This window comes from Streptomonospora arabica, assembly GCF_039531585.1.
GTDB classification, from domain to species: domain Bacteria; phylum Actinomycetota; class Actinomycetes; order Streptosporangiales; family Streptosporangiaceae; genus Streptomonospora; species Streptomonospora halophila.
Window position 1 is genome coordinate 39453 of record NZ_BAAAQI010000015.1, and the last position, 24566, is coordinate 64018.

The window sequence follows — 24566 nt, forward strand, 5'->3', positions numbered from 1 at the left end:
TCCGGCTCTGCTCGGTTCCTGCTCGCCTCTCGGGTGCGCCTTCCCGCCCGTGCGGGGGACGACACGCGCCGGGCGCGGCCGCCGCCGGCTCAGTGCGCGGCGTCGTGCCAGTCGCGGCCCACGCCGACCGAGACGGCCAGCGGCACCCGGAGATCATAGGCGCCCGACATCTTCTCCGACACCAGTTTCCGGGCGGAGTCGAGCTCCTCGCCGGTGACCTCCAGAACGAGCTCGTCGTGCACCTGCAGCAGCGTCCGGGAGCGGTAGCCGCCCTCGCGCAGCCCGGCCTCGACGTCGAGCATGGCCACCTTGATGATGTCGGCGGCCGACCCCTGGATCGGCGCGTTCAGCGCCATGCGCTCGGCCATGTCGCGGCGGTGGCGGTTGTCGCTGGTGAGGTCGGGCAGGTAGCGGCGCCGGCCCAGCATGGTCTCGGTGTAGCCGTCGCGGCGCGCGCGGTCGACCACGGCGCGCAGGTAGTCGCGCACGCCGCCGAACTGGACGAAGTAGTCGTCCATCAGGCCCTTGGCCTCCTTGGGCGTGATCCCCAGCTGCTGGGAGAGGCCGTACTCGCTGAGCCCGTAGGCCAGGCCGTAGTTCATCGCCTTGATGCGGGCGCGGGCCTCGCCGTCGACCTCGTCCACGCCGATGCCGAACACCCGCGAGGCGATCTCGGCGTGGAAGTCGCGGCCGGTCTGGAACGCCTCGATGAGCGACGCGTCCTCGGAGAGATGGGCCATGATCCGCAGCTCGATCTGGCTGTAGTCGGCGGTGAGGAGGTCGCTGTAGCCGTCGCCGACCACGAAGGCGCGGCGGATGCGGCGCCCCGCGTCGGTGCGCACCGGGATGTTCTGCAGGTTGGGCTCGACCGAGCTGAGCCGGCCGGTGGCCGCGACCGTCTGGTTGTAGGTGGTGTGGATGCGACCGTCCTCGGCGATGGTCTTGACCAGGCCCTCGACGGTGGTGCGCAGCCGGGTCTGGTCGCGGTGGCGCAGCAGGATGACGGGCAGCTCGTTGTCGGTGCGCGCGGCCAGCCACGCCAGCGCGTCGGCGTCGGTGGTGTAGCCGGTCTTGATCTTCTTGGTCTTGGGCAGGTCCAGCTCGTCGAAGAGGATCTGCTGGAGCTGCTTGGGCGAACCGAGGTTGAACTCGCGGCCGACCACCCGATGGGCCTCGTCGACCGCCTGGCGCACGGCGGCGGCGAACTCCTGCTCCAGGGAGTCGAGGTACGCGCGGTCGGCGGGGATGCCGGTGCGCTCCATGCCCGCCAGCACCCGCAGCAGCGGGAGTTCGAGGTCGCGCAGCAGCGCGGCGCCGCCGCGCTTGTCGAGGTCGAGGTCGAGCCCGTCGGCGAGGTCGAGGGTGGCGCGGGCGCGGGTGGCGAGCTCCAGGCGCTCGGCCGCGCGGTGGTCGCCGTCGGCGCCGCCGTCGCCCCCGATGTCGAGGGAGAGCTGGCCGGAGTCGCTTTGCCGCTCGCCGAGCTCGCGGTTGAGGAAGCGCCGGCACAGGTCGGGCAGCTCGAACCGGCGCCCGCCCGGCTGCACGATGTACGCCGCCAGCGCGGTGTCGCTGGTGAGCCCGCGCAGTTCGAAGCCGTGGGCCCACAGCGCCAGCAGCGGGCCCTTGGCGTCGTGCAGGCTCTTGGGGCGGTCGGGGTCGGCCAGCCAGTCGGCCAGGGCGGAGGTGTCCGCGGGGCCGAGCTCGGCGGGATCGACGAACACGGCCGCGCCGCCCGCGGTCGCGACGGCGAGGCCCGTGACGGTTCCGGTGCCCGCGCCCCAGGTGCCCGAGACCGCCACGCCGCAGCGCGAGCCGTCGGAGGCGTTGGCCGCCAGCCAGGCGCCGAGTGCGCCCGCCTCGGGCACGGCGAGGTCGACGGTGAACTCCTCGTCGGCGGCCTCGGGCGCGCCCTCGGCGGTGTCGCCGAGCACGGCGAAGAGGCGGTCGCGCAGGGTGGTGGCGAACTCCAGGTTGTCGAAGAGCGTGTGCACGCCAGCGCGGTCGGCCTCGCCCCGCGTGAGCCCGCCGACCGGGCGCTCCAGCTCGACGTCGGGGTCGAGGCGGTTCAGCTGCTGGTTGCGCAGCACCTGGTCGAGGTGGTCGCGCAGGCTCTGCCCGGCCTTGCCGGTGAGCTCGTCGGCGCGGGCCACCAGCTCGTCCAGCGACCCGTACTTGGTGATCCACTTGGCGGCGGTCTTGGGACCCACCCCGGGCACGCCCGGGAGGTTGTCGGCCTTCTCGCCGACGAGCGCGGCGAGGTCGCGGTAGCGCTCGGGCGTGACGCTGTACTTGGCCTCGACGGCCTCGGGGGTCATGCGGGTGAGCTCGGAGATGCTGCGGCCCGGGTAGAGCACCGTACAGGCGTCGTCGACCAGCTGGAAGGCGTCGCGGTCGCCCGACGCGATGAGGATCTCCATGCCCTCCTCGCGGCCGCGCGCGGTGAGGGTGGCGATGACGTCGTCGGCCTCGTAGCCCGGGGCGGAGACGCTGGTGATGCCGAGCATCGTCAGCAGCTCCTGCACGAACTCCACCTGCGCGGGGAACTCCGGCGGCGTGTCGGCGCGCCCGGCCTTGTAGTCGGAGTAGGACTCGTGGCGGAACGTGGGGCCGGACAGGTCCCATGCCACCGCGATGTGGGTGGGCTGCTCGTCGCGGAGCAGCTTGATCAGCATCGAGGTGAAGCCGTAGATGGCGTTGGTGGACTGGCCCGTACTGGTCGTGAACTTCTCGACGGGAAGCGCGAAGAACGCGCGGAAGGCCATGGAATGGCCGTCGAGCAGCAGCAGGCGCCCGCACCCGGGCGGGCCCTGCTCAGCCGTTGACGTGCCGTTCTGTCCGGGGGTCTGCTGAGTCGTCGCCACAGGCAAATCCTAGGATGCCGTGCGGACATTTGCGCGTTGCGCCATACAGGCGGGGCACCCGGCCCCGCCCGGCGGTGCGCCGGCGGGGTCCGGACACCCGGCGCCCCCGGCGCCGGCGGCGACTGCAGGGGAACGGGGCGGGCCGCCCCGGTTCCCGGGACTCTTATGGAGGGCGGAAGAGAACATGGCGATCGACGCGGACGGGCTGGCCGACCTGACCGGCGCGAACATGGGCGGCGACCTCGGTGAGCGCATGGGGCTGGAGATGCTGGAGGCGTCCTCCGAGCGCGTGGTCGGCCGGATGCCGGTCGAGGGCAACACCCAGCCCTACGGCCTGCTGCACGGGGGTGCCTCGTGCGTGCTCGCCGAGACCCTCGGCTCGGTGGGGTCGATGATCCACGCGGGCGAGGGCCGCGTCGCCATGGGCATCGAGATCAACGCGACCCACCACCGCAGCGCGACGCGGGGCCACATCACCGGCGTGGCCGAGGCGGTGCACCTGGGCCGCACGCTGGCCACCTGGGACATCACCATCACCGACGACCAGGGCCGCCGGGTGTGCACCTCGCGGCTGACCTGCCTCATGCGCGACGCCTGAGCGTCCGCCCGGGCGCAGGACCACGGGGGCGCGGTGCCGCCGGTGCGCCGCGCCCTCGCTGCGCGCCCGCACCCGGCGAAGCCGCGTACGCGGCGTGGTCACCGAGCGCGAATGTCACGGCGCGAATCGTGAAAAGCGGCTCTGATCAGCAGGTTCTCCCCCAATACATGACTACGGAGAGATAACGGCATGAACCCGACTCAGCACCGACATGAGATCCGACCTACCGGAACGTGAACGGGTGTGATTAAGCTCCGCTAACGCCCGTGGTTAAGCGCGATCACCCTCGCCGCGGCCAGGGCGCACCAGCGCTACCCAGCCGGTTGAACGGAGAGACCTCGATGCCAAGCAAGAAGGCCCTCAGCCTCACCGCGGCGGCCGCGGCCCTCACACTTGGGCTGACCGCCTGCGGCGGCGGCGGAGGCGGAGAAGGAGGCGGCGGCGAAGACCCGCTGCAGTTCGGATACGTCTTCCCCGAGACGGGGGACCTCTCCCACCTGGGCCCGCCGCAGATCCAGGCCGCCAAGTACGCGCTGTCGGAGATCAACGAGGCCGGCGGAGTCGCCGGCAGCGAGGTGCCCGACATCCTGACCGGCGACGAGGCCAACGACGCTGCTCAGGCCAACGACGCCGCCAAGCGCCTGGTCGACCAGGACGCCGACATCATCCTGGGCGCGGCCGCCTCGGGCATGACCCAGGCCATCATGGACACCGTGACCGGCGCCGAGGTCGTCGAGTGCTCGGGCTCCAACACCGCGCCGGGCCTGGCGAGCGAGGACGAGACGGGCTACTACTGGCGCACGGCGCCCAGCGACACCATGCAGGGCCCGGTCCTCGCGCAGAAGATCGCCTCCGACGGCCACCAGAGCGTGGCCATCACCTACCGCGCCGACGACTACGGCGAGGGCCTTGCCAACGCCACGGCCGAGGCGCTGAAGCAGAACGGCATCGAGGTCGCCTTCAACGAGGGCTACGACCCCAACACCTCCAACTTCGACTCGGTCGTCAGCGACGTCGCCGACGCCGACGCCGACGCGGTGGTGATGGTCTCCTTCGAGGAGGGCGTGCAGATCATCACGGGCCTGATCGAGTCCGGCGTCAGCGCCGACCAGATGTACGGCACCGACGGCCTGAACGACGAGACCCTGGCCGAGAAGGTCGACGCCGAGAACCCGGGCACCATCGCGGGCTTCCAGGGCACGGCGCCCGACAACGGCGAGGAGAAGTTCATCGAGGGACTGACGAACTTCTCCTCCGACCTCGAGGTCTACCAGTTCTCCGGCCAGGTCTACGACTGCGCGATCGTCACCGCGCTCGCCGCCGAGCAGGCCGAGAGCACCGACCCCGCGGTCTTCGTCGACGAGGTCCGCGCGGTCTCCCGCGAGGGCACCGAGTGCTCCGGGTTCAAGGAGTGCAAGGACCTGATCGCCGACGGCGAGGACATCGACTACCAGGGCGTCAGCGGCCCGATCAACTTCGACAAGGACGGCAACGTCACCTCGGCGACCTTCCAGATCTACGGCTACGACGACCAGGGCGCCCACAGCAAGCAGGACGAGATCACGGTGGACAGCGAGGCCTAGCGCCCCGCGTCCGCGCCATCCCGCTCCCGGGCGCCGGCGCACCCGCACACGGCCCCCGGCCGGTCCTCGGACCGCCGGGGGCCTTCGCACGGGCAGGGCCGGGCACCCGCGCGGACTGCACCCGCGCGGACTGGGCCCGGCCGCGGCCCGGCGGCTCCGGCGGCGGTGCGCCCGCCTCCCGGGCGCACCGCCGGCCTCCGCAAGGCGGGCCCGGGAGGCTCCCGGACGGCCCCCCGCGGCCTGCGGCGCACATGCGAAAGGGCGGCGCCTCGGCGCCGCCCTTTCGCGTCCGTCGTCCCGGTTCCGCCGGTGCCGGACGGCACCCGCCCGGCCGGGTTCAGTCGACCTGCGCCAGAGTGCCCAGGTAGAGCTCGATGACGTTGGGGTCGTCCAGCAGCTCCCGCCCGGTGCCGGTGTAGGCGTTGCGCCCCTGGTCCAGCACGTAGCCGCGGTCGCAGACCTGCAGGCAGCGGCGGGCGTTCTGCTCGACCATGACCACCGAGACCCCGGTCGCGTTGATCTCGCGGACGCGGTGGAACACGTCGTCCTGGAAGATCGGCGAGAGTCCGGCCGTGGGCTCGTCCAGCAGCAGGACCGAGGGCTCCATCATCAGCGCGCGCCCCATGGCGACCATCTGGCGTTCGCCGCCCGAGAGCGCACCGGCCTTCGCCTTGCGGCGCTCGGCCAGCAGCGGGAACAGCTCGGCCACGGACGCCAGGCGCCTCTGGAAGATCTTGGGACGCAGGAACACGCCCATCTCCAGGTTCTCCTCGACGGTCAGGCTGGGGAAGACGTTCTGGGTCTGGGGCACGTAGCCGACGCCGCCGGAGACCAGCTCGTGGGCGCTGCGGTCGACGATGCTCTCGCCGCGCAGCGTGATGGCGCCCCCGCGCACCGGCAGCAGCCCGAAGATCGTCTTGATCAGGGTGGACTTGCCGGCGCCGTTGGGGCCGATGATTCCCACGACCTCGCCCTCGCGCAGGGTCAGCGTGCACCCGTCGAGGATGTTGACCTCGGGGACGTAGCCGGCCTTCACCTCGTCGGCGACCAGCAGGTACCGGGAGTAGTCCTCGACGCCTTCGGCCGGTCCGGCCTTGTCGAGCACCTCCTCGCGGTGCTCCTGCAGCATGGCCGCGTCCTCGGGCGGCTCCGGCGGGCGGGCGCCCCGGTCCCCCCGCTCGGCCGCGGCACCGGCCTGCCGGACGTCCGGGCCCTCCTGGTCCTCGCGGCGCGACTCGGCGCCGCCGTCGCCGGACCGGCCGGCCGCCTCGGATCCGCTCACGGCCCCTCCTTCCTCGCCTGCGCTCCGCTGCCGGGCTCGTCGTGGCTCGCGCCCAGGTAGGCGTCGATGACCTGGTTGTTGGAGCGGATGTCGGCAGGGCACCCCTCGGCGATCACCTGCCCTTGGGCCAGCACCACGATCCAGTCGCTGATGCCCATGATCACGTCCATGTCGTGCTCGACGAACAGCACCGTGGTGCCTTCGTCGCGCAGTGCGGTGATGTGCTCCAGCAGGGACTGCACCAGCGCGGGGTTCACGCCGGCCATGGGCTCGTCGAGCATCACCATGGTCGGGTCGACCATGAGCGAGCGGGCCATCTCCAGCAGCTTGCGCTGGCCGCCGGAGAGGCTCCCGGCGATGTCGTCCTTCTTCGCGTCGAGCTTGAAGCGCGCCAGCAGGTCCAGGGCGCGCTCGCGGTTGGCGGCCTCCTGGCCGGCCCACATCCACCGGGCGAAGGCGCCCGCGAAGCGCTCACCGGTCTGCCCGGGCGCGGCCAGCAGCATGTTCTCCAGCACGGTCAGGCGGGTCAGCGCCTTGGTGAGCTGGAACGTGCGCACCATGCCGCGCCGGGCGACCTTGTGGCCGGGGATGCCGTTGAGCCTGCGGCCCTGGAACGACCACTCCCCCGCGTCGGCCCGGTCGAACCCGGTGAGCAGGTTGAACAGCGTGGACTTGCCGGCACCGTTGGGGCCGATCAGCGCGGTGATGGTGCCCCGCTGGACCTCCAGGTGCTCCACGTCCACGGCGGTCAGGCCGCCGAAGGAGCGGCGGATGCCGTCGGCCCGCAGGATCGGGTCGGCCTTGGCCGACCCGGGCACCGGCTCGGCGCCGGCCATCAGGTCCCGGCCCGCCTCGGGCGCGCCGCGCGTCGCGTCACTTGACATTGACCAGCATCTCCTTGCGGTTTCCGACGAGGCCCTGCGGCCGGTAGACGATCAGCAGCATCAGGACCACGCCGACGAGGGCGTGGCGCAGCGGGCCGGAGTCGGAGGTGGCCAGGAAGGGCAGCACCTCGTTCGAGGCCATGCCGCGCAGGGTCTCGTCGAAGAGCGTGAGCAGGAACCACATGATGACCGGGCCGACGACCGGGCCCCAGATGGTGCCGACGCCGCCCAGCAGCAGCATCGCCCACAGGTAGAACGTGACCTGCGGCATGAACTGGTCGGGGGTGATGTTCTGCTGGTTCAGGGCGATCATCATTCCGGCGAGGCCGCCGAACACGCCGCCGAAGACCAGGCTCTGCAGCTTGTAGGTGAAGGCGTCCTTGCCGAGGCTGCGCACGGCGTCCTCGTCCTCGCGGATGCCCTTGATGACGCGGCCCCAGGGGCTGTGCATGAGCATCGCCGTCATCACCAGCCCCAGGGCGGCCAGGCCCCAGCAGGCGAGCATCAGCCAGAGCTCGTCGGAGGAGAAGTCGACGTCGCCGATCCCGAAGGAGCCCGCCGGCAGGGGGTTGGCCGCGTAGAAGCCGTCAGCGAAGCTCTGCCGGCCGTAGACGCCGCCGGTGACCGGCCGGGCGAACTCGGCGCGGTAGACCAGCCGCAGCACCTCGGCCACGGCGATGGTGGAGATCGCCAGGTAGTCGGAGCGCAGCCGCAGGGTCGGGATGCCCAGCAGCAGAGCCAGGACCACCGAGCAGCCCAGGCTGGCCAGAAAGCCCGCCCACAGCGGGAGTCCGAAGGTCGCGACGCTGACCGCGACGCCGTAGGCGCCCACGAGCATGAATCCGACCTGGCCGAAGTTGAGCAGGCCGGTGTAGCCGAAGTGCATGTTCAGCCCGATGGCCGCGAGCACGTAGATGGCCGCGATGGGCCCGATCGCCGTCTCCAGGGACAAGGCGAGGATCGTCATGATGTCCATCGTCCGTCTCCCCTAGCCGACCCGTTCACGACGGCCGAGGATGCCCTGCGGCCGGACCAACAACACGACGATCATGATGAGCAGCGCCCACACGTTCATCAGCTGCGGCGAGAACCACAGCGTCGAAAGCTGCGCGACGAGGCCGATCGCCAGGCCGCCCACCATCGCGCCGTAGGCGGTGCCGAGCCCGCCGAGGATCACCGCGGCGAACATCAGCAACAGCAGGTGGAAGCCCATCTGCCAGTACACCGACTGGTTCAGGCCGAGGAGGACCCCGCCCAGGGCCGAGAGCGCACCCCCCAGCACCCACACGTAGACGGTGACGCGGTCGACGTCGATGCCGGAGGACTCGGCGAGGTCGCGGTTGTCCGAGACCGCCCGCATCGCCTTCCCGATCCGGGTGAACTGCAGCATGCTCGCGACCAGGACCAGCACCAGGACGGACACCACCACGATCGACAGGTCGCGGGGCGTGATGGCGACCGGGCCCCACTCGATCATGTCCTGGATGCGGAACTGCACGTACTTGCGCCGGTTGGCCTCGAAGACGACCAGCAGGACGTGGCGGAGCAGCAGGGCGATCCCGATGGTCACGATGAACATCTGGATCATCGCGACGTGGCGCCGCCGCATCGGCCGCCACAGGAACCGCTCCAGCAGCCCGCCGAGCACGCCGCCGCAGACGACGGCGAGCACGGTGGCCACGACGAACGGGTTGGTGGCGAAGTCGAGGACGGGCACGCCCACGAAGGGCTCGTGCAGCGAGGACAGGGTAGCCGTCCCGCTGAAGATCATCGCCATGATCGCGCCGAAGGTGACCATGTCGCCGTGGGCGAAGTTGATCAGCCGGGTGGTGCCGAAGATGAGCGAGAGGCCGACCGACGAGATGGCGATGATCAGGCCGAAGAGCAGGCCCGCCACCGTCAGCGAGACCACCTGGCCGAACATGCCGGAGCCCTCGGGGGCGGGCGGGGCCTCGACGGCGCCCTCTTCCTCGCCGCCTCCCGCGGCGCCCTCGCCTTCGTCGGTCCCGGTGTCGCCGTCGGAGGACTCCGACTCGCTGGGGGAGGAGGTGGGCTCTCCCTGCCCCTGCGGGACGAGCTGGTAGACGACGGCGAAGCGCTGGTCGTCGCGGACCTCGACGTCGCGCTCGGGCCCGGCGGGGAGCTCCAGGACGTCGTATTCCTCGGGTACCGACTCCTCGTCGAGCACCACGTGGTAGGTGCCCGCGCCGGGCAGTTCCACTTCCCAATCGCCGCTGGAGTCGGTGGTCGCTTCGCCGATCCGCTCGCCGTCCTGGGAGACGGTGATGTCGATGCCCTCGACACCCTCGTCGCTGTCCGGTTGGCGGATCTGGCCGAATAGCGACGCACCGCCCTGGGTGTCTGCTGCTGCCGCACCCGGGATCGCCAGGGTGGCGGCGATCAGGGCGAGCAGCACCGTCACGAGGCGTGTGCGCACGCGCGCTCCTTGCGCATTCGTCAGAGGCCGGAACCGGTGTTTGTCCGCTTCCGACGGATTTGCTGTTCGGTGGCGTGAGTTTAGCCCGCTTTACCCTGTGCGTTCAGCACCTCTAAAGCCACGTGATGCAAACGTCACTGCTTTGTGCGCATCCGTGATCGAACCGGGACGTTTCTCCTGTTGACGGGGGCGATGGCGGCGCGGCCGGACCCGCGGAGGCGACCGCGGGCGGAGGAACCCTCACCCTCCGTGACCGCCAAGCCGCGGCGCCCGCGGCGGCCGGGTCCGAGCCGGTGCCCCCGACAGGCGAAACCCCGGCGCGGGCTCGCGCCGGGGTTCGGGTGCCTCCGTCCGCCCGGACGGGCGGAGTGGCGGGTGCCGCGAGTCGGGGCTCAGCCGCCGCCCTGCTCGCCCAGGGTCTCGATCACGGTCTCGGCGACCTTGCGCATGGTCAGCCGGCGGTCCATCGAGTTCTTCTGGATCCAGCGGAACGCCTCGGGCTCGCTGAGGCCGTGCCGGCTCTGCAGCAGCCCCTTGGCGCGCTCGACCAGCTTGCGGGTGTCCAGCCGCTCCTGCAGGCCGCTGACCTCGGCCTCCAGCGCCGACAACTCGGCGTAGCGGCTAACGGCCATCTCGATCGCCGGTACCAGGTCGGACTTGCTGAACGGCTTGACCAGGTAGGCCATCGCTCCTGCGTCGCGGGCGCGCTCGACCAGCTCACGCTGGGAGAACGCGGTCAGGATGACGACGGGCGCGATGCGCTCGGCGGCGATGCGCTCGGCGGCCGAGAGCCCGTCCAGGACCGGCATCTTGATATCGAGGATGACGAGGTCGGGCCGGTGCTCGCCGGCGAGGCGTATCGCGGTCTCGCCGTCGCCGGCCTCCCCCACAACGGCATAGCCGTCCTCCTCAAGCATCTCCTTGAGGTCCAGCCTGATCAGGGCCTCGTCTTCCGCGATCACCACGCGGCTCTGCGTCGTCGTCACGTACATGAGGGTACCGAGATCCGCTAGGATACAGAGCAGTGGCCGCGGGAACTTAAGCCAAGGCGTAACCTCGCCAGCCGCACCCCGGCCGGGGTCTTCGGCTCGGTTCGCCCCCTTTCCGCTGCAAGCCCTGATACGCCAACCGGTAGAGCGAGCGAGCTCAAACCTCGTACAGTGTGGGTTCGAATCCCACTCAGGGCACCCTGTGCCTCTCGCACCCCCGTCGGCGGCGCGGTCGAGGCGACCACTCTTCCGGGCACCCGCCCCGGTTCTCCCGCTAGTCGCCCGCGCGCTCCGCTCGCATTCCGCAAGGCCGTACGCACGCACGGCGTGTCGGCGGCGCTGCGCCGGTCACATTGCGGCCACAACACGAGCACAACCCGTAAGTTCGGTCGCCACGACCGCCGCGGTTCGCCGATCCTGGAGTAAGGGCGTGTTCTACGACAGCGGCTCGGGCGGCGTCTGCGGCCCGCGACGGGCGGTTGTCGGCTGCGAGTAGAGGAGAGCCTGGTGCTGACCGCGGTGGCCGCGATCGCCGGGGCGCTGACCATCGGCGCCTGGCTCCTGGTGTCGTGGGGGTCCCGGCGCCGGCAGCCCTGGTTGATGGCCCCGCTGGCCGCGGCGGTCGTGCTGCTGGTCGCGGTGGGACTGGCCGGATGGGCGTTCGCACCCGTCGTGCTCCTGGCCGCGGGTACCTTCGCCGAGCTCGTCGTGGGATCGCGCGAGCCCCCCGCGCTGCGCACCGCCGCCCCCGAGGCCTCGCTGAGCACCGAGCGCTGGGCCGCCGCCGTCGCGGCGCCCTTCCGCACCGCGCTGGCCGAGCCCTGGGACGAGGTCGAGTGCCCGCAACTGAGGCGCGGCTACCGGAGAGCGCTGGAGCGGGAGTGGGGCGTCGTCGACCGCGCCTCGTTGCTTGCGACGGTGGAGCGGCTGTGGACCGAGCTGCACGGCGGCGGCGACGCCGACGTGCGCGTCGACTTCGCCGCCGCCACCCTGTGCGGACGGCCCCGCCCCGACTCCGCGCGCGAGCGGGTGGTGCACCTGACCCCCGAACAGGTGGGGCGGCTGCGGGCCGTCACCGGCGCCGAGCAGGGCGCGGACGCGGTGGTCGTCGCCGCCCACCAGTGGTGGCGGGCGGCGCAGATCGTCCGGCTGGTGCTGGGCGGGGCGACCCTGGAGTGGCTGAGCCGCGTGGAGACGCAGAGCCTGCTCCGCCGCACGGCCGGCGACCTGCAGCGGCGCTATGCGAGCTGGCAGCAGCTCGCCGAGGCTTTCCACTGCGGGTACCTGCTCACCTACGCCCAGCGGGGGCCGGGGTGGGAGCGCACGTGGACCGCGCTGGAACTGCTCGCGTTCGACCCGGCCAGCCCGTGGCAGCGCCTGCCGTGGGACATGCCGCTGGAGCGTGCGTCCTACGAAGGCGGACTGCCCAGCGCACTGCCGAACTGAGGCGGGGCCGGGCCCCGGTCGGCCCTCCCCGGTGAAGGCCGGTGGGCCTTACCGGGGCGAGGGCCGGAATGGGGAGGCGGTCGCCCGCCTCGACCCTGCGGCCGGATCAGTGGCCGTGGGTGATCGCGTCGCCGATGCGGTGTACGCGCAGCGAGTTGGTGGAACCCGGGGTTCCGGGCGGGCTCCCGGAGACGACGACGATCTTGTCGCCCTTCTGGTAGATGCCCATCTCCAGCAGCTCGCCCTCGACCTGGCGCACCATGTCGTCGGTGTGGTCGACCCAGGGCACGCAGTGGGTGTCGACACCCCAGGTCAGCGCCAGCTGCGCCCGCGTGGGCCCCTGCGTGGTGAACGCCAGCAGCGGGATCGGCGAGCGGTAGCGCGCCAGGCGGCGCGCGGTCTCGCCGGACATGGTGAAGGCGACCAGGGCCTTGGCGCCGACGGTGGCTCCGACTTCGGCGGCGGCGCGGGCGATGGCCCCTCCGGTGGTCTCGGGGACCCGGCTGAGGATGTGCGAGGCCCGCAGGGACTCCTGCTCGGCCGCGGCGACGATGCGGGCCATGGTCTCGACCGTCTCGATCGGGAACTGGCCCACGCTGGTCTCGCCGGAGAGCATGACCGCGTCGGCGCCGTCCAGGACGGCGTTGGCGACGTCGGAGGTCTCGGCGCGGGTGGGCCGCGGCGAGCTGATCATGGACTCCAGCATCTGGGTGGCCACGATGACCGGCTTGGCCTTGTCGCGGCAGCGCTCGATGGCGCGCTTCTGCACCATCGGGACGTTCTCCAGCGGAAGCTCGACGCCGAGGTCGCCGCGGGCGACCATCACGCCGTCGAAGACCTCGATGATGTCCTGGAGCCGCTCGACCGCCTGCGGCTTCTCGATCTTGGCGATGAGCGGGACCCGCACGCCGACGTCGTCCATGATGCGGTGGACGTCCTCGGCGTCGGCCGGGCTGCGCACGAAGGACAGCGCGACCATGTCGACGCCCTCCTCCAGGGCCCAGCGCAGGTCCTCCTCGTCCTTCTCGGTGAGGGCGGGCACGCTGACCGAGACGCCGGGCAGGTTGAGGCCCTTGTGGTTGGAGACGCGGCCGCCGATGAGGACCCGTGTCTGGACCTCGGTGTTGGTGGCCTTCGTGCACTCCAGGACCACGTTGCCGTCGTCGATCAGGACGCGGTCGCCGGGGCGCACGTCCCCGGGCAGTCCCTTGTAGGTGGTGGAGACCCGGTGCCGATCGCCGGGGACGTCCTCGACGGTCACCGTGAACTGGTCGCCGGCGGCCAGTTCGACGGGGCCTTCGGGGAAGGTTCCCAGGCGGATCTTGGGTCCCTGCAGGTCGGCGAGGATACCTACGCTGCGCCCGGCGGCCTCGGAGGCCTCCCGGACGTTGGTATAGCTGGCGTGGTGGTCCTCATGCGTTCCGTGGCTGAGGTTGAGTCGCGCTACGTCCAGTCCCGCGTCGACGAGCGCGCGGATACTCTCCGGGCTCGACGTCGCGGGACCGAGAGTCGCGACGATTTTTGCTCGACGTGTCACGCTTAACACTCTAAAGCGTCTGGGCAGTGCAGTGGTCTAAACCAGGTTGCGAGTGGGCGTACTCCAGGTCGCTACCCGGCGAACGCGCTCAGCAGCGCGTCGTCGAACGCGGGCAGGTCGTCCGGTTTGCGGCTGGTGACCAGCTTGTTGGGCCCCAGGGAGCAGACCACGACCGGTTCGTCGGCCCAGTCGCCGCCGGCGTTGGCGATGTCGGTGCGCAGGCTCGGGAACGAGGTGAGGCGGCGCCCGGCGACCGCGTCGGCTTCGACCAGCAGCCAGGGCGCGTGGCAGATCGCCGCGACCGGCTTGGCCTTGTCGAAGAACTCCTTGGCGAAGGCGACCGCGCGCGGGACCGTGCGCAGGAAGTCCGGGTTGGCCACGCCGCCGGGCAGCACCAGCCCGGTGAAGTCGTCGGCGCCCACCTCCTCGACCGTGGCGTTGACCACGAAGGTGTCGCCCTTGTCGAGGTGGTTGAACCCCTGGATCTCGCCGGGCGAGGTCGAGATCAGCTGCGGCGTTCCCCCGGCCTTCTCCACGGCCTGCCAGGGGTCGGTGAGCTCGATCTGCTCGGTGCCTTCGGGAGCGGCGAGGAAGGCGATGATCGATCCGTTGAGGTCGCCGGCCATGGTGGTCGTCCTCCTTCTCGTGCGGCGGCCTTCCCGGCCCGCCCGCGGCGGCCGCCGTCGGGCGCCGGGCCTGCACCGCTGCCGCTGCCCACGATGCCGGGGCTTACGCGTGCAGGCGGGCGGCGCGGCGGCGCGGTCCGGGCCCCGGGGCTTGGCCCCGCGCCCGGGCGGCGCCGCTCAGCGGGGCTCAGCCGGTCCGCACGGCGGGGACGTCGGCGGAGAGCCGGCCGTAGTCCCGCAGCGTCTTCAGGTGCCGCACGGTGAGCAGCCCGCGCCATTCGTTGCGGGCGCTGACGGCCCAGCTGTCCCAGGTGATGTCCCAGCCGCCGTCGCTGCGCCAGCGGTTGAGGAGCCCGTCGAGGGCGGCGGAGATCTCCTCGTCGGTGAAGAGCCGCCGGGCGATGTGGTCGGGGCGGCCGGCCAGGTCCAGCGGCCGGTGCACGTGGCCCGCGGCCGCGGGATCGGTCTCGATCACGGCGCGGATGGCCGGGGCCAGGCGTTGGAACTCGGTCTCGGCGCGCCGGCGGTCGGGCACGTTCTCCAAGAACGTGCACACCGCGATGGCCTCGTCGGGGTCGGTCCAGCGCAGTGCGGCGATGCGCGTCCAGCAGAAGGCGGTGGCGCGGTCGCGCCAGGCGTGGCAGATGCGGTGGCGGTGCATCAGGCCCACCAGGGTCGCCGTGGGGTCGAGCGCGCCCGCGAAGTCGTGGGTCTCGCGGTAGGCGGGCGCCGCCTCGGTGTGGCGCGCCGTGGGCAGCACGGGCGGCACTCCCCCGCTGTCGCGGGCGATGCTGGTGAGGTAGCGGCCGATGCCGTCGGCGATGTCGCGGGGGACGGCGCCGAGTTCGTCGAGGTAGCGCAGGGCCACCACGACCGCGGCGGGCTGGCTGCCGTGCCCCCGCAGGTCGGGTTCGAGGCCGTTGCCGTAGCCGCCGTCGACGTTGCGGTAGGACTCCAGGGCCGAGCGGATGGGCGCGGCCGAGCCGCTGCGGAAAAGGTAGGCGAAGCGGTGGCGGTCGATGAGTCGGGCGTTGCGCGAGATGAAGTGCTCCGCGGAGCGGAGGGCTTCCGGGGTCACCATGCTCATGCCACGAATGTACGCCCGCACCTGGGGATCGGTTCAAAGGCGCGGGGCCGGCCGGACGCCCGCTATGCGCCATTTTTGCACTTCTTTACGCGCAGATCGCCCCTTTCGCGCCTTTCGCGGCAGCGAAATCCACACGGATCCTTAACGGGATCCGGTCCCCTCGTCCTGTTCTCTCGACGCGCGCCGCCGCCGCACCGCCAGAAGCAGCGCCCCCAGCCACGACAGCGCCACCACCACCCCCACCGCGAACTGGACCTCGGTCAGGAACCGCTCGGGGTAGACCACACCGGTCAGGTAGTGGTCGATGAACCCGCTGGGAGGCAGCCCCTGCAGGCCGGCCTGCAGGCGCGCCCAGTCCTCGATCCCGGTGAGCGGGCAGTGCCACTGGAAGTCGATGATGCCCAGCGAGTAGGCGCACACGGCCGCGTGCGGCCACAGCGCATGCGGTCGGCGCCACGCGAGGAATCCGCCCAGTGCCACATAGCACAGGAAGCCGAAGTGCAGCAGCATGGCCGCGTCGGCGATCAGGCGGTAGCCCATACTGGGCCAATACCCGCCGACGCGGCGTGAATGCCCGCCACTACGGCGATTCCGGGGTGCGGAGCGCGCGGCGGCGCGCCGTCGCGGGGTCCGGGCGCGGGGCGCAGGCGTGGCCTCCCCAGGGTGCGGCGCGGGCGCGCCGCACCCCGGACCCGCAGGTCAGCTCGCGGTCAGCGGCCGCTCCGTGGGCGGAACGGCCGTCGGCAGGACGGTGTCGGCACCGGTGAGGTACCGGTCCAGGCCCGCGGCCGCCGAGCGGCCCTCGGCGATCGCCCACACGATCAGCGACTGGCCGCGTCCCATGTCGCCGGCGCAGAAGACGCCCTCGACCGTGGTGGCGTAGTCGGCGCCGCGCACGACGTTGCCGCGCCCGTCCAGCTCCACGCCCAGCTCCTCGATCATCCCGGCCTTCTCCGGGCCGACGAAGCCCATGGCCAGGGTGACCAGACCGGCCGGGATCTCGCGCTCGGTGCCGGCCACCGGCTCGAAGCCGCCGGCGGTGCGCTCGACGTCGACCAGCCTGAGCGCGCGTACGCGCCCCTCGTCGTCGCCGAGGAACTCCACGGTGTTGACCGAGTACAGCCGCTCGCCGCCCTCCTCGTGGGCGGTGGTGACCTTGTAGACCATGGGCATGGTCGGCCACGGCTGGTTCTCGGGCCGCTCCTCGGGCGGCTTGGGCATGATCTCCAGCTGGGTGACCGACAGGGCGCCCTGGCGGTGCGCCGTGCCAACGCAGTCGGCGCCGGTGTCGCCGCCGCCGATGACGATGACGTGCTTGCCCTCGGCGCTGATGGCGGGCGTGTCGACGTCGCCCTCCTGCACCCGGTTGGCCTGGGGCAGGTACTCCATGGCCTGGTGGACGCCGTCGAGCTCGCGCCCGGTCGCCGGCAGCTCGCGCCACGCGGTGGCACCGCCGGCCAGCAGCACCGCGTCGTGCTGGGCGCGCAGCTCCTCGGCGGTGATGTCGGTGCCCACGTCGACGCCGGTGCGAAAGACCGTGCCCTCCGCCCGCATCTGGCCCAGGCGGCGCTCGATGTGCCGCTTCTCCATCTTGAACTCGGGGATGCCGTAGCGCAGCAGCCCGCCGATGCGGTCGGCCCGCTCGAAGACCGTGACGTCGTGGCCGGCGCGGGTGAGCTGCTGGGCCGCCGCCAGACCGGCCGGCCCCGAGCCCACCACCGCGACCCTCTTGCCCGATCGGGTCTCGGGCGGCTGGGGCCGCACCCAGCCCTCCTCCCAGGCCCGGTCGATGATGGAGTTCTCGACGTTCTTGATGGTCACGGCGGGCTGGTTGATGCCGAGCACGCACGCCGACTCGCACGGAGCCGGGCACAGCCGCCCGGTGAACTCCGGGAAGTTGTTGGTGGCGTGCAGCCGCTCGATCGCCTCGCCCCAGTCGTGGCGGTGGACCAGGTCGTTCCACTCGGGGATGAGGTTGCCCAGCGGGCAGCCGTTGTGGCAGAACGGGATGCCGCAGTCCATGCAGCGCGACGCCTGCTTGACGACCGTGCCGCGGTCGGCCTCGTGGTAGACCTCGTGCCAGTCCTGGATGCGCACGTCGACCGGGCGGCGAGCGGGCAGCTCCCGCTCGGTGATCTTCAGAAACCCTTTCGGGTCAGCCATGGTGTTCCCCTCCTTTCGGATCCGGCCGACGGTTCAGGACTGAGCGGCGGCCATGATCGCCTCGCCGACGTCGCGGCCGGCGCGCTCGGCCTCGGCCTGGGCGGCCAGCACCCGCTTGTAGTCGCGCGGCATGACCTTGCCGAACCGTGCGAGCGAGCGGTCGAAGTCGGCCAGCAGCTCGGCGGCGATGCCCGATCCGGTGGCCTCGCGGTGGCGGTCCAGCACGTCGCGCAGGAACTCCCGGTCGGCGTCGTCGAGGGGGTCGAGGTCGACCATCTCGCCGTTCACCCGCTCGGGGTCGAGGTCCAGCACGTAGGCGATGCCCCCGGACATGCCCGCGGCGAAGTTGCGCCCGGTGGTGCCCAGGATGACGGCGCGCCCGCCGGTCATGTACTCGCACCCGTGGTCGCCCACGCCCTCGGCGACGGCCAGCGCGCCGGAGTTGCGCACGCAGAACCGCTCGCCGACGACGCCGCGCAGGAACACCTCGCCGGAGGTCGCACCGTAGGCGATGACGTTGCCGGCGATGATGTGGCGCTCGGGCGCGAAGGGCACGTCCTCGGGCGGGCGGACGGCGATCCGGCCGCCGGAGAGCCCCTTGCCCACGTAGTCGTTGGCGTCGCCGACCAGCCGCAGGGTGACCCCCCGCGGCACGAACGCGCCGAAGGACTGGCCGGCCGAGCCGGTGAACGTGACGTCGACGGTGTCGTCGGGCAAGCCCTCGGCGCCGTAGCGCTTGGTGATCTCGTGGCCCAGCATGGTCCCCACGGTGCGGTTGACGTTGCGCACCGGCAGGTCCAGCTTCAGCGGCTCACCGAACTCCAGAGCGCCCTCGGCCAGCTGGATCAGCGTGTTGTCCAGCGCCTTCTCCAGCCCGTGGTCCTGGCCGCGCACCCGGTGGCGGTGGTCGCCGTCCCAGGGGTCCACGTCGTGCAGGACGGGCGAGAGGTCGAGTCCGGAGGCCTTCCAGTGGTCCACGGCGTCGGCGGTGTCGAGCAGGCCGACGGCGCCGATGGCCTCGTCCAGGCTGCGGAAGCCCAGCGCGGCCAGGTACTCGCGGACCTCCTGGGCGACGAACTCGAAGAAGTTCACGACGAAGTCGGCCTGGCCGGAGTAGCGCTTGCGCAGCTCCGGGTTCTGCGTCGCCACGCCCACCGGGCAGGTGTCCAGGTGGCACACGCGCATCATGACGCACCCCGAGACCACCAGGGGCGCTGTGGCGAAGCCGTACTCCTCGGCACCCAGCAGCGCCGCCACGACGACGTCGCGGCCGGTCTTCATCTGCCCGTCGGCCTGCACGACGATGCGGTCGCGCAGCCCGTTGCGCAGCAGGGTCTGCTGGGTCTCGGCCAGCCCCAGCTCCCAGGGCGTGCCCGCGTGCTTGAGCGAGGTCAGCGGCGAGGCGCCGGTGCCGCCGTCGTGGCCGGAGATCAGCACGACGTCGGCGTGGGCCTTGGACACCCCCGCGGCCACGGTGCCGACGCCCGCCTCCGAGACCAGCTTGACGTGGACCCGCGCGCCGGGGTTGGCGTTCTTCAGGTCGTGGATCAGCTGGGCGAGGTCCTCGATGGAGTAGATGTCGTGGTGGGGCGGCGGCGAGATCAGTCCGACACCGGGCGTGGAGTGCCGGGTGCCGGCGATCCACGGGTAGACCTTGTGGCCGGGCAGCTGGCCGCCCTCGCCGGGCTTGGCGCCCTGGGCCATCTTGATCTGGATGTCGTCGGAGTTGCTGAGGTAGTGCGAGGTCACGCCGAAGCGGCCCGACGCGACCTGCTTGATGGCGCTTCGCCGCAGGTCGCCGTTCTCGTCGGGGGTGAAGCGGTCGGCGTCCTCGCCGCCCTCGCCGGTGTTGGACTTGCCGCCCAGCCGGTTCATGGCCACGGCCAGGGTCTCGTGCGCCTCGGCCGAGATGGAGCCGTAGGACATGGCGCCGGTGGAGAACCGCTTGACGATCTCGGAGACCGGCTCGACCTCCTCGACCGGCACGGGCTCGCGCGCGCCCTCCCTGAGGCGGAACAGCCCGCGCAGCGTCATCAGCGTGCTCGCCTGGTCGTCGATCGCGGAGGTGTACTCCTTGAAGATCTCGTAGCGCCGGGAGCGCGTGGCGTGCTGCAGCTTGAAGACGGTCTCGGGGTTGAACAGGTGCGGCTCGCCCTCGCGGCGCCACTGGTACTCGCCGCCGATCGCCAGCCGCCGGTGGTCGGCGGGGTTGGCCGCGAACGCGGTGGCGTGGCGGACGGCGACCTCCTCGGCCAGCACGCCGAAGCCGACGCCGCCCAGCGGTGAGGGTGTGCCGGTGAAGCACCGGTCGACGACCTCGGGACCCAGCCCCAGCGCCTCGAAGATCTGGGCACCGGTGTAGGAGCTGACCGTGGAGACGCCCATCTTGGACATGATCTTCAGGACGCCCTTGCCGAAGGCCTTGACGGTGTTGCGCACGGCCTCGTCGGCGCCGATGCCGCCGATGACGCCGCGCTCGACCATGTCGCGCACCGTCGCCAGCGCCATGTAGGGCACGACCGCCGAGGCGCCGTAGCCCAGCAGCAGCGCGATGTGGTGGCACTCGCGGGCGTCGCCGGACTCGACCACCAGGCCGACCTCGGTGCGGGTCTTCTCGCGCACCAGGTGGTGGTGGACGGCGCCGGTCAAAAGCAGCGAGGGCACCGGCGCGCGGTCGGGGCCGGCGCCGCGGTCGGAGAGCACGACGATGTGCGCGCCGGCGGCGATGGCCGCCGACACCTCGGCGCAGATCTCGTCCAGGCGGGCCGACAGCGCGGCTCCGCCGCCGGCGGCGTCGTAGGTGCCGTTGGCGACGAAGGTGCGGAAGGCGGGGTCGGCGTCCTCGGCCGTCCCGGCACGCACGATCGCGGCCAGGCCGCCCTCGTCGAGGACCGGGGTGGGCAGCACGATGCGCCGGCAGTCCTCGGGGTCGGGCGAAAGGACGTTCTCCTCGGCGCCCAGCGCGGTGTGCAGGCTGGTGACCAGCTCCTCGCGGATGGCGTCCAGCGGCGGGTTGGTCACCTGCGCGAAGCCCTGCGAGAAGTAGTCGAAGAGCTGTCGGGAGCGGGCCGACAGGGCCGCCACCGGCGTGTCGGTGCCCATGGAACCGATCGGCTCGGCGCCGGTGCGCGCCATCGGCTGGAGGATGATGCGCAGCTCCTCCTCGGTGTAGCCGAAGACCTGCTGCTGGCGCACGAGGTCGCCGACGGGCTCGGCCTCGCCCGGTTCCAGGTCCGACAGCGCCACCACGCCGCGCTCCAGCCACTCGCCGTAGGGGTGCTCGGCCGCGAGCTCGGACTTGATCTCCTCGTCCTCGATGATGCGGCCCTGCTCGGTGTCGACGACGAAGATCCGTCCGGGCTGCAGGCGCCCCTTGCGCACGATGCGCGAGGACTCGACGTCGAGCACGCCGGCCTCGCTGGCCAGCACGACCGTGCCGTCGTCGGTGACCCAGTAGCGGCCGGGGCGCAGGCCGTTGCGGTCCAGGACGGCGCCGATGACCGAGCCGTCGGTGAAGGACACCGACGCGGGGCCGTCCCAGGGCTCCATGAGCATGGAGTGGAACTCGTAGAAGGCCCGCACACGCGGGTCCATCTCGGTGTGGTTCTCCCAGGGCTCGGGGATCATCATCAGCACCGCGTGCGGCAGCGAGCGCCCGCCCAGGTGCAGCAGCTCCAGGGCGGCGTCGAAGGACGCGGTGTCGGAGTCGTCCGGGTCGACGATGGGGAACACGCGCGCGATGTCGCCGGGCAGCAGGTCGCTGCCGAGCGTGGCCTCGCGGGCCCGCATCATGTTCCGGTTGCCCTTGACGGTGTTGATCTCGCCGTTGTGGGCCACGTAGCGGAAGGGGTGGGCCAGCGGCCACGACGGGAAGGTGTTGGTGGAGAACCGCGAGTGCACCAGGGCCAGGCCGCTGGAGTAGCGCCGGTCGGACAGGTCGGCGTAGAACGGCTCCAGCTGGGGCGTGGTGAGCATCCCCTTGTAGGTGATCGTGCGCGGGGACAGGCTCGGGAAGTACACGCCGGTCTCGTGCTGGGCGCGCTTGCGCAGGCAGTAGGCGTAGCGCTCCAGGTCGATGCCGCCGAGGCCCTCCGCTGCGGTGCCCTCCGCGCCCGCGACGAACAGCTGGGCGAAGTGCGGCATGGCCTCGCGGGCCGCGGGGCCGCAGAAGTCCGGGTCGACCGGTACCTCGCGCCAGCCGAGCACGCGCAGGCTCTCTTCGGCGGCGACGGCCTCGATCGCGGCCACGGCGATGGAGCGCTCGCCGGTGTCGGCGGGCAGGAAGGCGATGCCGGCGGCGTAGCGGCCCGCCTCGGGCAGCTCGAAGCCGCAGACCTCGCGGTAGAGGGCGTCGGGGACCTGGGTGATGATCCCGGCGCCGTCACCGTCCTCGGGATCGGCGCCGGCGGCGCCCCGGTGGTCGAGGTTGCGCAGCACCGTCAGCGCCTTCTCGACGATCGCGTGACTGCGACGGCCGGAGAGGTCGGCTACGAACCCGACGCCGCAGGCGTCGTGCTCGTAGGCGCTGTCGTACAGGCCCTCGCGGGTGGAATCGGCGTTCGGTCGGACGGACGAACGCTGCACCTGGCCAGCAGGCATCTACCCTCCTGTCGTCGTACGTATGGGCTTTCGGACAAAAGCGCATCCGGGACGACATTGGCCCTGCTGCGTCAGCATGCGAAGGCGGCCCCTCCTGGCACCGGCTTCCACGGTCGGCGCCGAGCGCCGAATCCGCGTCACGTCCTCGTGGTAACCGGTGTCGCCCCAGGTCGGCGGCCACACTCGCGAGTAGTCAGTTATACAGCGGTCCAGCCCCGACGTGAAATCGGAGGTCTAGACCGCGCACCGCCACAGTGCGGTCAGGCCCGAGGGCCCGCTCGGTGCGGGTGGGTCGGCGTCGACCCGCCCTTCGGGGCTAGCCGGGATCTTTCCAGGTCCGACTCCCCCGCAAACATCCCTTTCGCCCCGATCTTCACAGAGCGCGGCAAAGTAAGCGCTAGAACCGTATCCCGCCCCCGATCCGGCGGTGTGCACCGGGGTGAGCCGCGGTTCACACTCAGCGTACCCGCAGGCAACAGACAGGACATAAAGCCGCAGTGAGATTCGCCTGCGACCCGCGCCACACCCGCCCGAACGACGGTGAGGCCGGCGGCACCCGCGTCCGCCGGCCCGCCGCGCACTCCGGAGCACGCACCGGGATCGGCGCCGCACGCGGAGCCGGCCGCCGCCCGGCTGCACGGGCGCGGGCGCGCGCAGGCGGCGGCGAGGGCAGCGCGGCGGATACGCGATGATCGGAGGGTGCACGACGACACCGCCGCCGACCGCTCCGGCCGCCCCCACCCGCCGTCCTTTCCCGGCCCCCCGCCCGCCCGCTCCGCACCGCCCCCCGGACCCGACGGGCTCCTGGAGGGCCGCGGAGGCGGCCCGGCGCGGGCGCACCGGGTACCGGCCGCCCTCGCCGAAGGGGGCTGGTGGTCGCCGCGCGAGCTGGTGCGCCGAACGGCTGTGGCCCACCGGACGGTCCAGGGCGTGCTCGACGCGCTCGCCGGCGAGGTCGAGTGGGACGCCGACGGCGCCCGCGTACGGCTCGTGCGTCCCGGCGACTACGCCGACTACGACCGGCCCCAGACCGCCGACCCCGTGGCCCACCTGCGCGGCGGCCACGAGGAGGCCGCCGCCGAGCTCCGCCGCCTCGTGGACGGGGCTCCCGCGCCCCGCACCGACCTGGACCACGTCTCCGCCACCGCCGACACCGCGCTGCGCCGCGGCCTGATGCTGCAGGCGCGCTTCCACGCGGCCGGCACGCGGCTGCTGTGCGTCGGCGACCACGACCTCACCGCGCTCGCCGCGGCCCTCGTCTGCCCCGGGCTGCAGGCCGTCGCGGTCGACATCGACGAGCGGATGCTCGCCTACATCGACGACGCCGCCTCCCGGCTCGGCCTGCCCGTGCACTGCCACTTCGCCGACCTGCGGCTGGGCCTTCCCGACGCGGTGCGCGGCGGAGCGGACGCGGTCTTCACCGACCCGCCCTACACCCCCGAGGGGGTGGAGCTGTTCGTGCGCCGCGGTCTGGAGGGCCTCGCCGACCCCCGGCACGGCCGGGTGCTGCTGGCCTACGGCGCCAGCGAGACCACACCGGCGCTGACAGCCGGAACACAGGCGCGGCTGAGCGGACTGGGCCTGGTCACCGAGGCGCTGTGGCCCGACTTCAACCGCTATCTGGGCGCCGAGGCCATCGGCGCGGCCAGCGACCTGTACGTGCTGCGGCCCACCGGCCGCACGCCCCGGCAGGGCCGCGGCGGCACCGGTGTCCGGGCCCGCGTCTACAGCCGCGGCGCCAACGCCGCCGAGGCGGCGGGCGCGCTCGGGGAGGCCGAGGCGCGCGCCGTGGTGGAGCGTGTCGCCGCCGAGTCCGCCGTCGGCGAGTGGCCCGACGGCGCGCTGGAGCCCGTGTCCGGGCCCGGCGGCGGGGAGCCCCGCACGCCGCGCCGCGTCCTGCTCGGCACGTGGCTGCAGAGCCCGGTCGAGGCCGGGCGCGCCGCCGTGAACCTGACCGGAGGCTGGGAGGACCTGCTGGCGCGCGCCCTGCTGGCCGCACCGGGCCCCGAGGCGGCCGCCGTCGTGCCCGCCTCCCACCCGCAGGTCCGCGACCGGGCGGGCCAGCAGGAGCTGATCGGCCTGCTGGAGCCGCGCTGGAGCGTGCGCTTTCTGCGCGGGACTCCGGGGCCGCGGCTGACCACGGTGTACACCACGCAGCGCCCGGTCGGCGGCGACCCGGCCGAGCGGCTGCTGCTGCACTGCCAGCGCCGTGCCCACGGCAGGCTGGCCGCCACGCTGCGCGAGGGGCTGGTGCGGGTGGCCGCCGAGGCCGGCACCCCGGTCAACAAGCGCACGGCCCGCCACGCGGTGGCCGAGGCCGCACCCTGGCTCAGCGGACACACGCTGCTCGACCTGCCGGCGCACCGCATGCCCCTGCTGCGCGCGGCGGCCGCGGAGCTGGCCGCACGGGCGGCCACCGCGGCCGCCGGGCCGTCCAACGAAGACGCCAGGGACGGCCGGCGGGAGTGATCGCG

16 protein-coding genes and 1 tRNA gene are annotated in these 24566 nt (G+C 72.4%); 5 read left to right on the forward strand and 12 right to left on the reverse strand.

Annotated features, from left to right (window positions below):
- Window positions 1-89: 89 nt before the first annotated feature.
- A complete protein-coding gene (polA, locus tag ABD284_RS20025; RefSeq protein ID WP_386699050.1) occupies window positions 90-2861 on the reverse strand; it encodes a DNA polymerase I in 2772 nt (923 codons plus the stop codon).
- A 184-nt stretch (window positions 2862-3045) separates the two neighbouring features.
- On the opposite strand from polA, the gene ABD284_RS20030 reads away from it, so the two are divergent.
- On the forward strand, window positions 3046-3459 hold the full coding sequence (locus ABD284_RS20030) for a PaaI family thioesterase (RefSeq protein ID WP_344145749.1): 414 nt from the start codon (window positions 3046-3048) through the stop codon (window positions 3457-3459).
- Window positions 3460-3800: 341 nt separating this feature from the next.
- Window positions 3801-5042 (forward strand): ABC transporter substrate-binding protein, encoded by a 1242-nt coding sequence (locus tag ABD284_RS20035; protein WP_344145752.1) that lies wholly within the window; start codon window positions 3801-3803, stop codon window positions 5040-5042.
- A 337-nt stretch (window positions 5043-5379) separates the two neighbouring features.
- Here ABD284_RS20035 and ABD284_RS20040 read toward each other — a convergent pair whose 3' ends face one another.
- The 5 genes from ABD284_RS20040 to ABD284_RS20060 form a co-directional block, all read right to left on the reverse strand.
- Window positions 5380-6171: an ABC transporter ATP-binding protein gene (locus tag ABD284_RS20040; RefSeq protein ID WP_344145974.1), complete on the reverse strand. Its 792-nt coding sequence runs from the start codon at window positions 6169-6171 to the stop codon at window positions 5380-5382.
- Between the two features lie 149 nt (window positions 6172-6320).
- Window positions 6321-7208 (reverse strand): ABC transporter ATP-binding protein, encoded by an 888-nt coding sequence (locus ABD284_RS20045; RefSeq protein WP_386699053.1) that lies wholly within the window; start codon window positions 7206-7208, stop codon window positions 6321-6323.
- Window positions 7198-8184, reverse strand: coding sequence for a branched-chain amino acid ABC transporter permease (locus ABD284_RS20050; RefSeq protein WP_344145755.1), 987 nt, complete (start codon window positions 8182-8184; stop codon window positions 7198-7200). The genes ABD284_RS20045 and ABD284_RS20050 overlap by 11 nt, the downstream gene beginning before the upstream one ends.
- A 12-nt stretch (window positions 8185-8196) precedes the next feature.
- Complete coding sequence (locus ABD284_RS20055) at window positions 8197-9645, reverse strand: branched-chain amino acid ABC transporter permease (RefSeq protein WP_344145758.1); 1449 nt, start codon at window positions 9643-9645, stop codon at window positions 8197-8199.
- A 392-nt stretch (window positions 9646-10037) separates the two neighbouring features.
- On the reverse strand, window positions 10038-10610 hold the full coding sequence (locus ABD284_RS20060; RefSeq protein WP_344145980.1) for an ANTAR domain-containing response regulator: 573 nt from the start codon (window positions 10608-10610) through the stop codon (window positions 10038-10040).
- A 148-nt stretch (window positions 10611-10758) separates the two neighbouring features.
- On the opposite strand from ABD284_RS20060, the gene ABD284_RS20065 reads away from it, so the two are divergent.
- Both ABD284_RS20065 and ABD284_RS20070 read left to right on the forward strand, forming a co-directional pair.
- A tRNA-Leu gene (locus ABD284_RS20065) sits at window positions 10759-10832 on the forward strand.
- 309 nt (window positions 10833-11141) lie between these two features.
- Window positions 11142-12080: a DUF1266 domain-containing protein gene (locus ABD284_RS20070; RefSeq protein WP_344145761.1), complete on the forward strand. Its 939-nt coding sequence runs from the start codon at window positions 11142-11144 to the stop codon at window positions 12078-12080.
- A 106-nt stretch (window positions 12081-12186) separates the two neighbouring features.
- On the opposite strand, the gene pyk is transcribed toward ABD284_RS20070, so the two are convergent.
- The 6 genes from pyk to gltB form a co-directional block, all read right to left on the reverse strand.
- Complete coding sequence (gene pyk, locus ABD284_RS20075) at window positions 12187-13617, reverse strand: pyruvate kinase (RefSeq protein WP_344145764.1); 1431 nt, start codon at window positions 13615-13617, stop codon at window positions 12187-12189.
- A 71-nt stretch (window positions 13618-13688) separates the two neighbouring features.
- Window positions 13689-14243: a type 1 glutamine amidotransferase domain-containing protein gene (locus tag ABD284_RS20080; protein WP_344145767.1), complete on the reverse strand. Its 555-nt coding sequence runs from the start codon at window positions 14241-14243 to the stop codon at window positions 13689-13691.
- Between the two features lie 187 nt (window positions 14244-14430).
- On the reverse strand, window positions 14431-15321 hold the full coding sequence (locus tag ABD284_RS20085) for a prenyltransferase (protein WP_344145983.1): 891 nt from the start codon (window positions 15319-15321) through the stop codon (window positions 14431-14433).
- 150 nt (window positions 15322-15471) lie between these two features.
- Window positions 15472-15870, reverse strand: coding sequence for a DUF2784 domain-containing protein (locus tag ABD284_RS20090; RefSeq protein WP_344145770.1), 399 nt, complete (start codon window positions 15868-15870; stop codon window positions 15472-15474).
- Between the two features lie 159 nt (window positions 15871-16029).
- Window positions 16030-17493 (reverse strand): glutamate synthase subunit beta, encoded by a 1464-nt coding sequence (locus ABD284_RS20095; RefSeq protein ID WP_344145773.1) that lies wholly within the window; start codon window positions 17491-17493, stop codon window positions 16030-16032.
- A gap of 33 nt (window positions 17494-17526) precedes the next feature.
- Window positions 17527-22092 carry a glutamate synthase large subunit gene (gene gltB / locus ABD284_RS20100; protein ID WP_344145776.1) on the reverse strand — a complete coding sequence of 1522 codons (4566 nt, stop codon included), beginning with the start codon at window positions 22090-22092 and terminating at the stop codon, window positions 17527-17529.
- 699 nt (window positions 22093-22791) lie between these two features.
- On the opposite strand from gltB, the gene ABD284_RS20105 reads away from it, so the two are divergent.
- Entirely contained in the window at window positions 22792-24561 is a 1770-nt protein-coding gene (locus ABD284_RS20105) for a bis-aminopropyl spermidine synthase family protein (RefSeq protein WP_344145779.1), read from the forward strand.
- The last annotated feature ends 5 nt before the right edge of the window (window positions 24562-24566 follow it).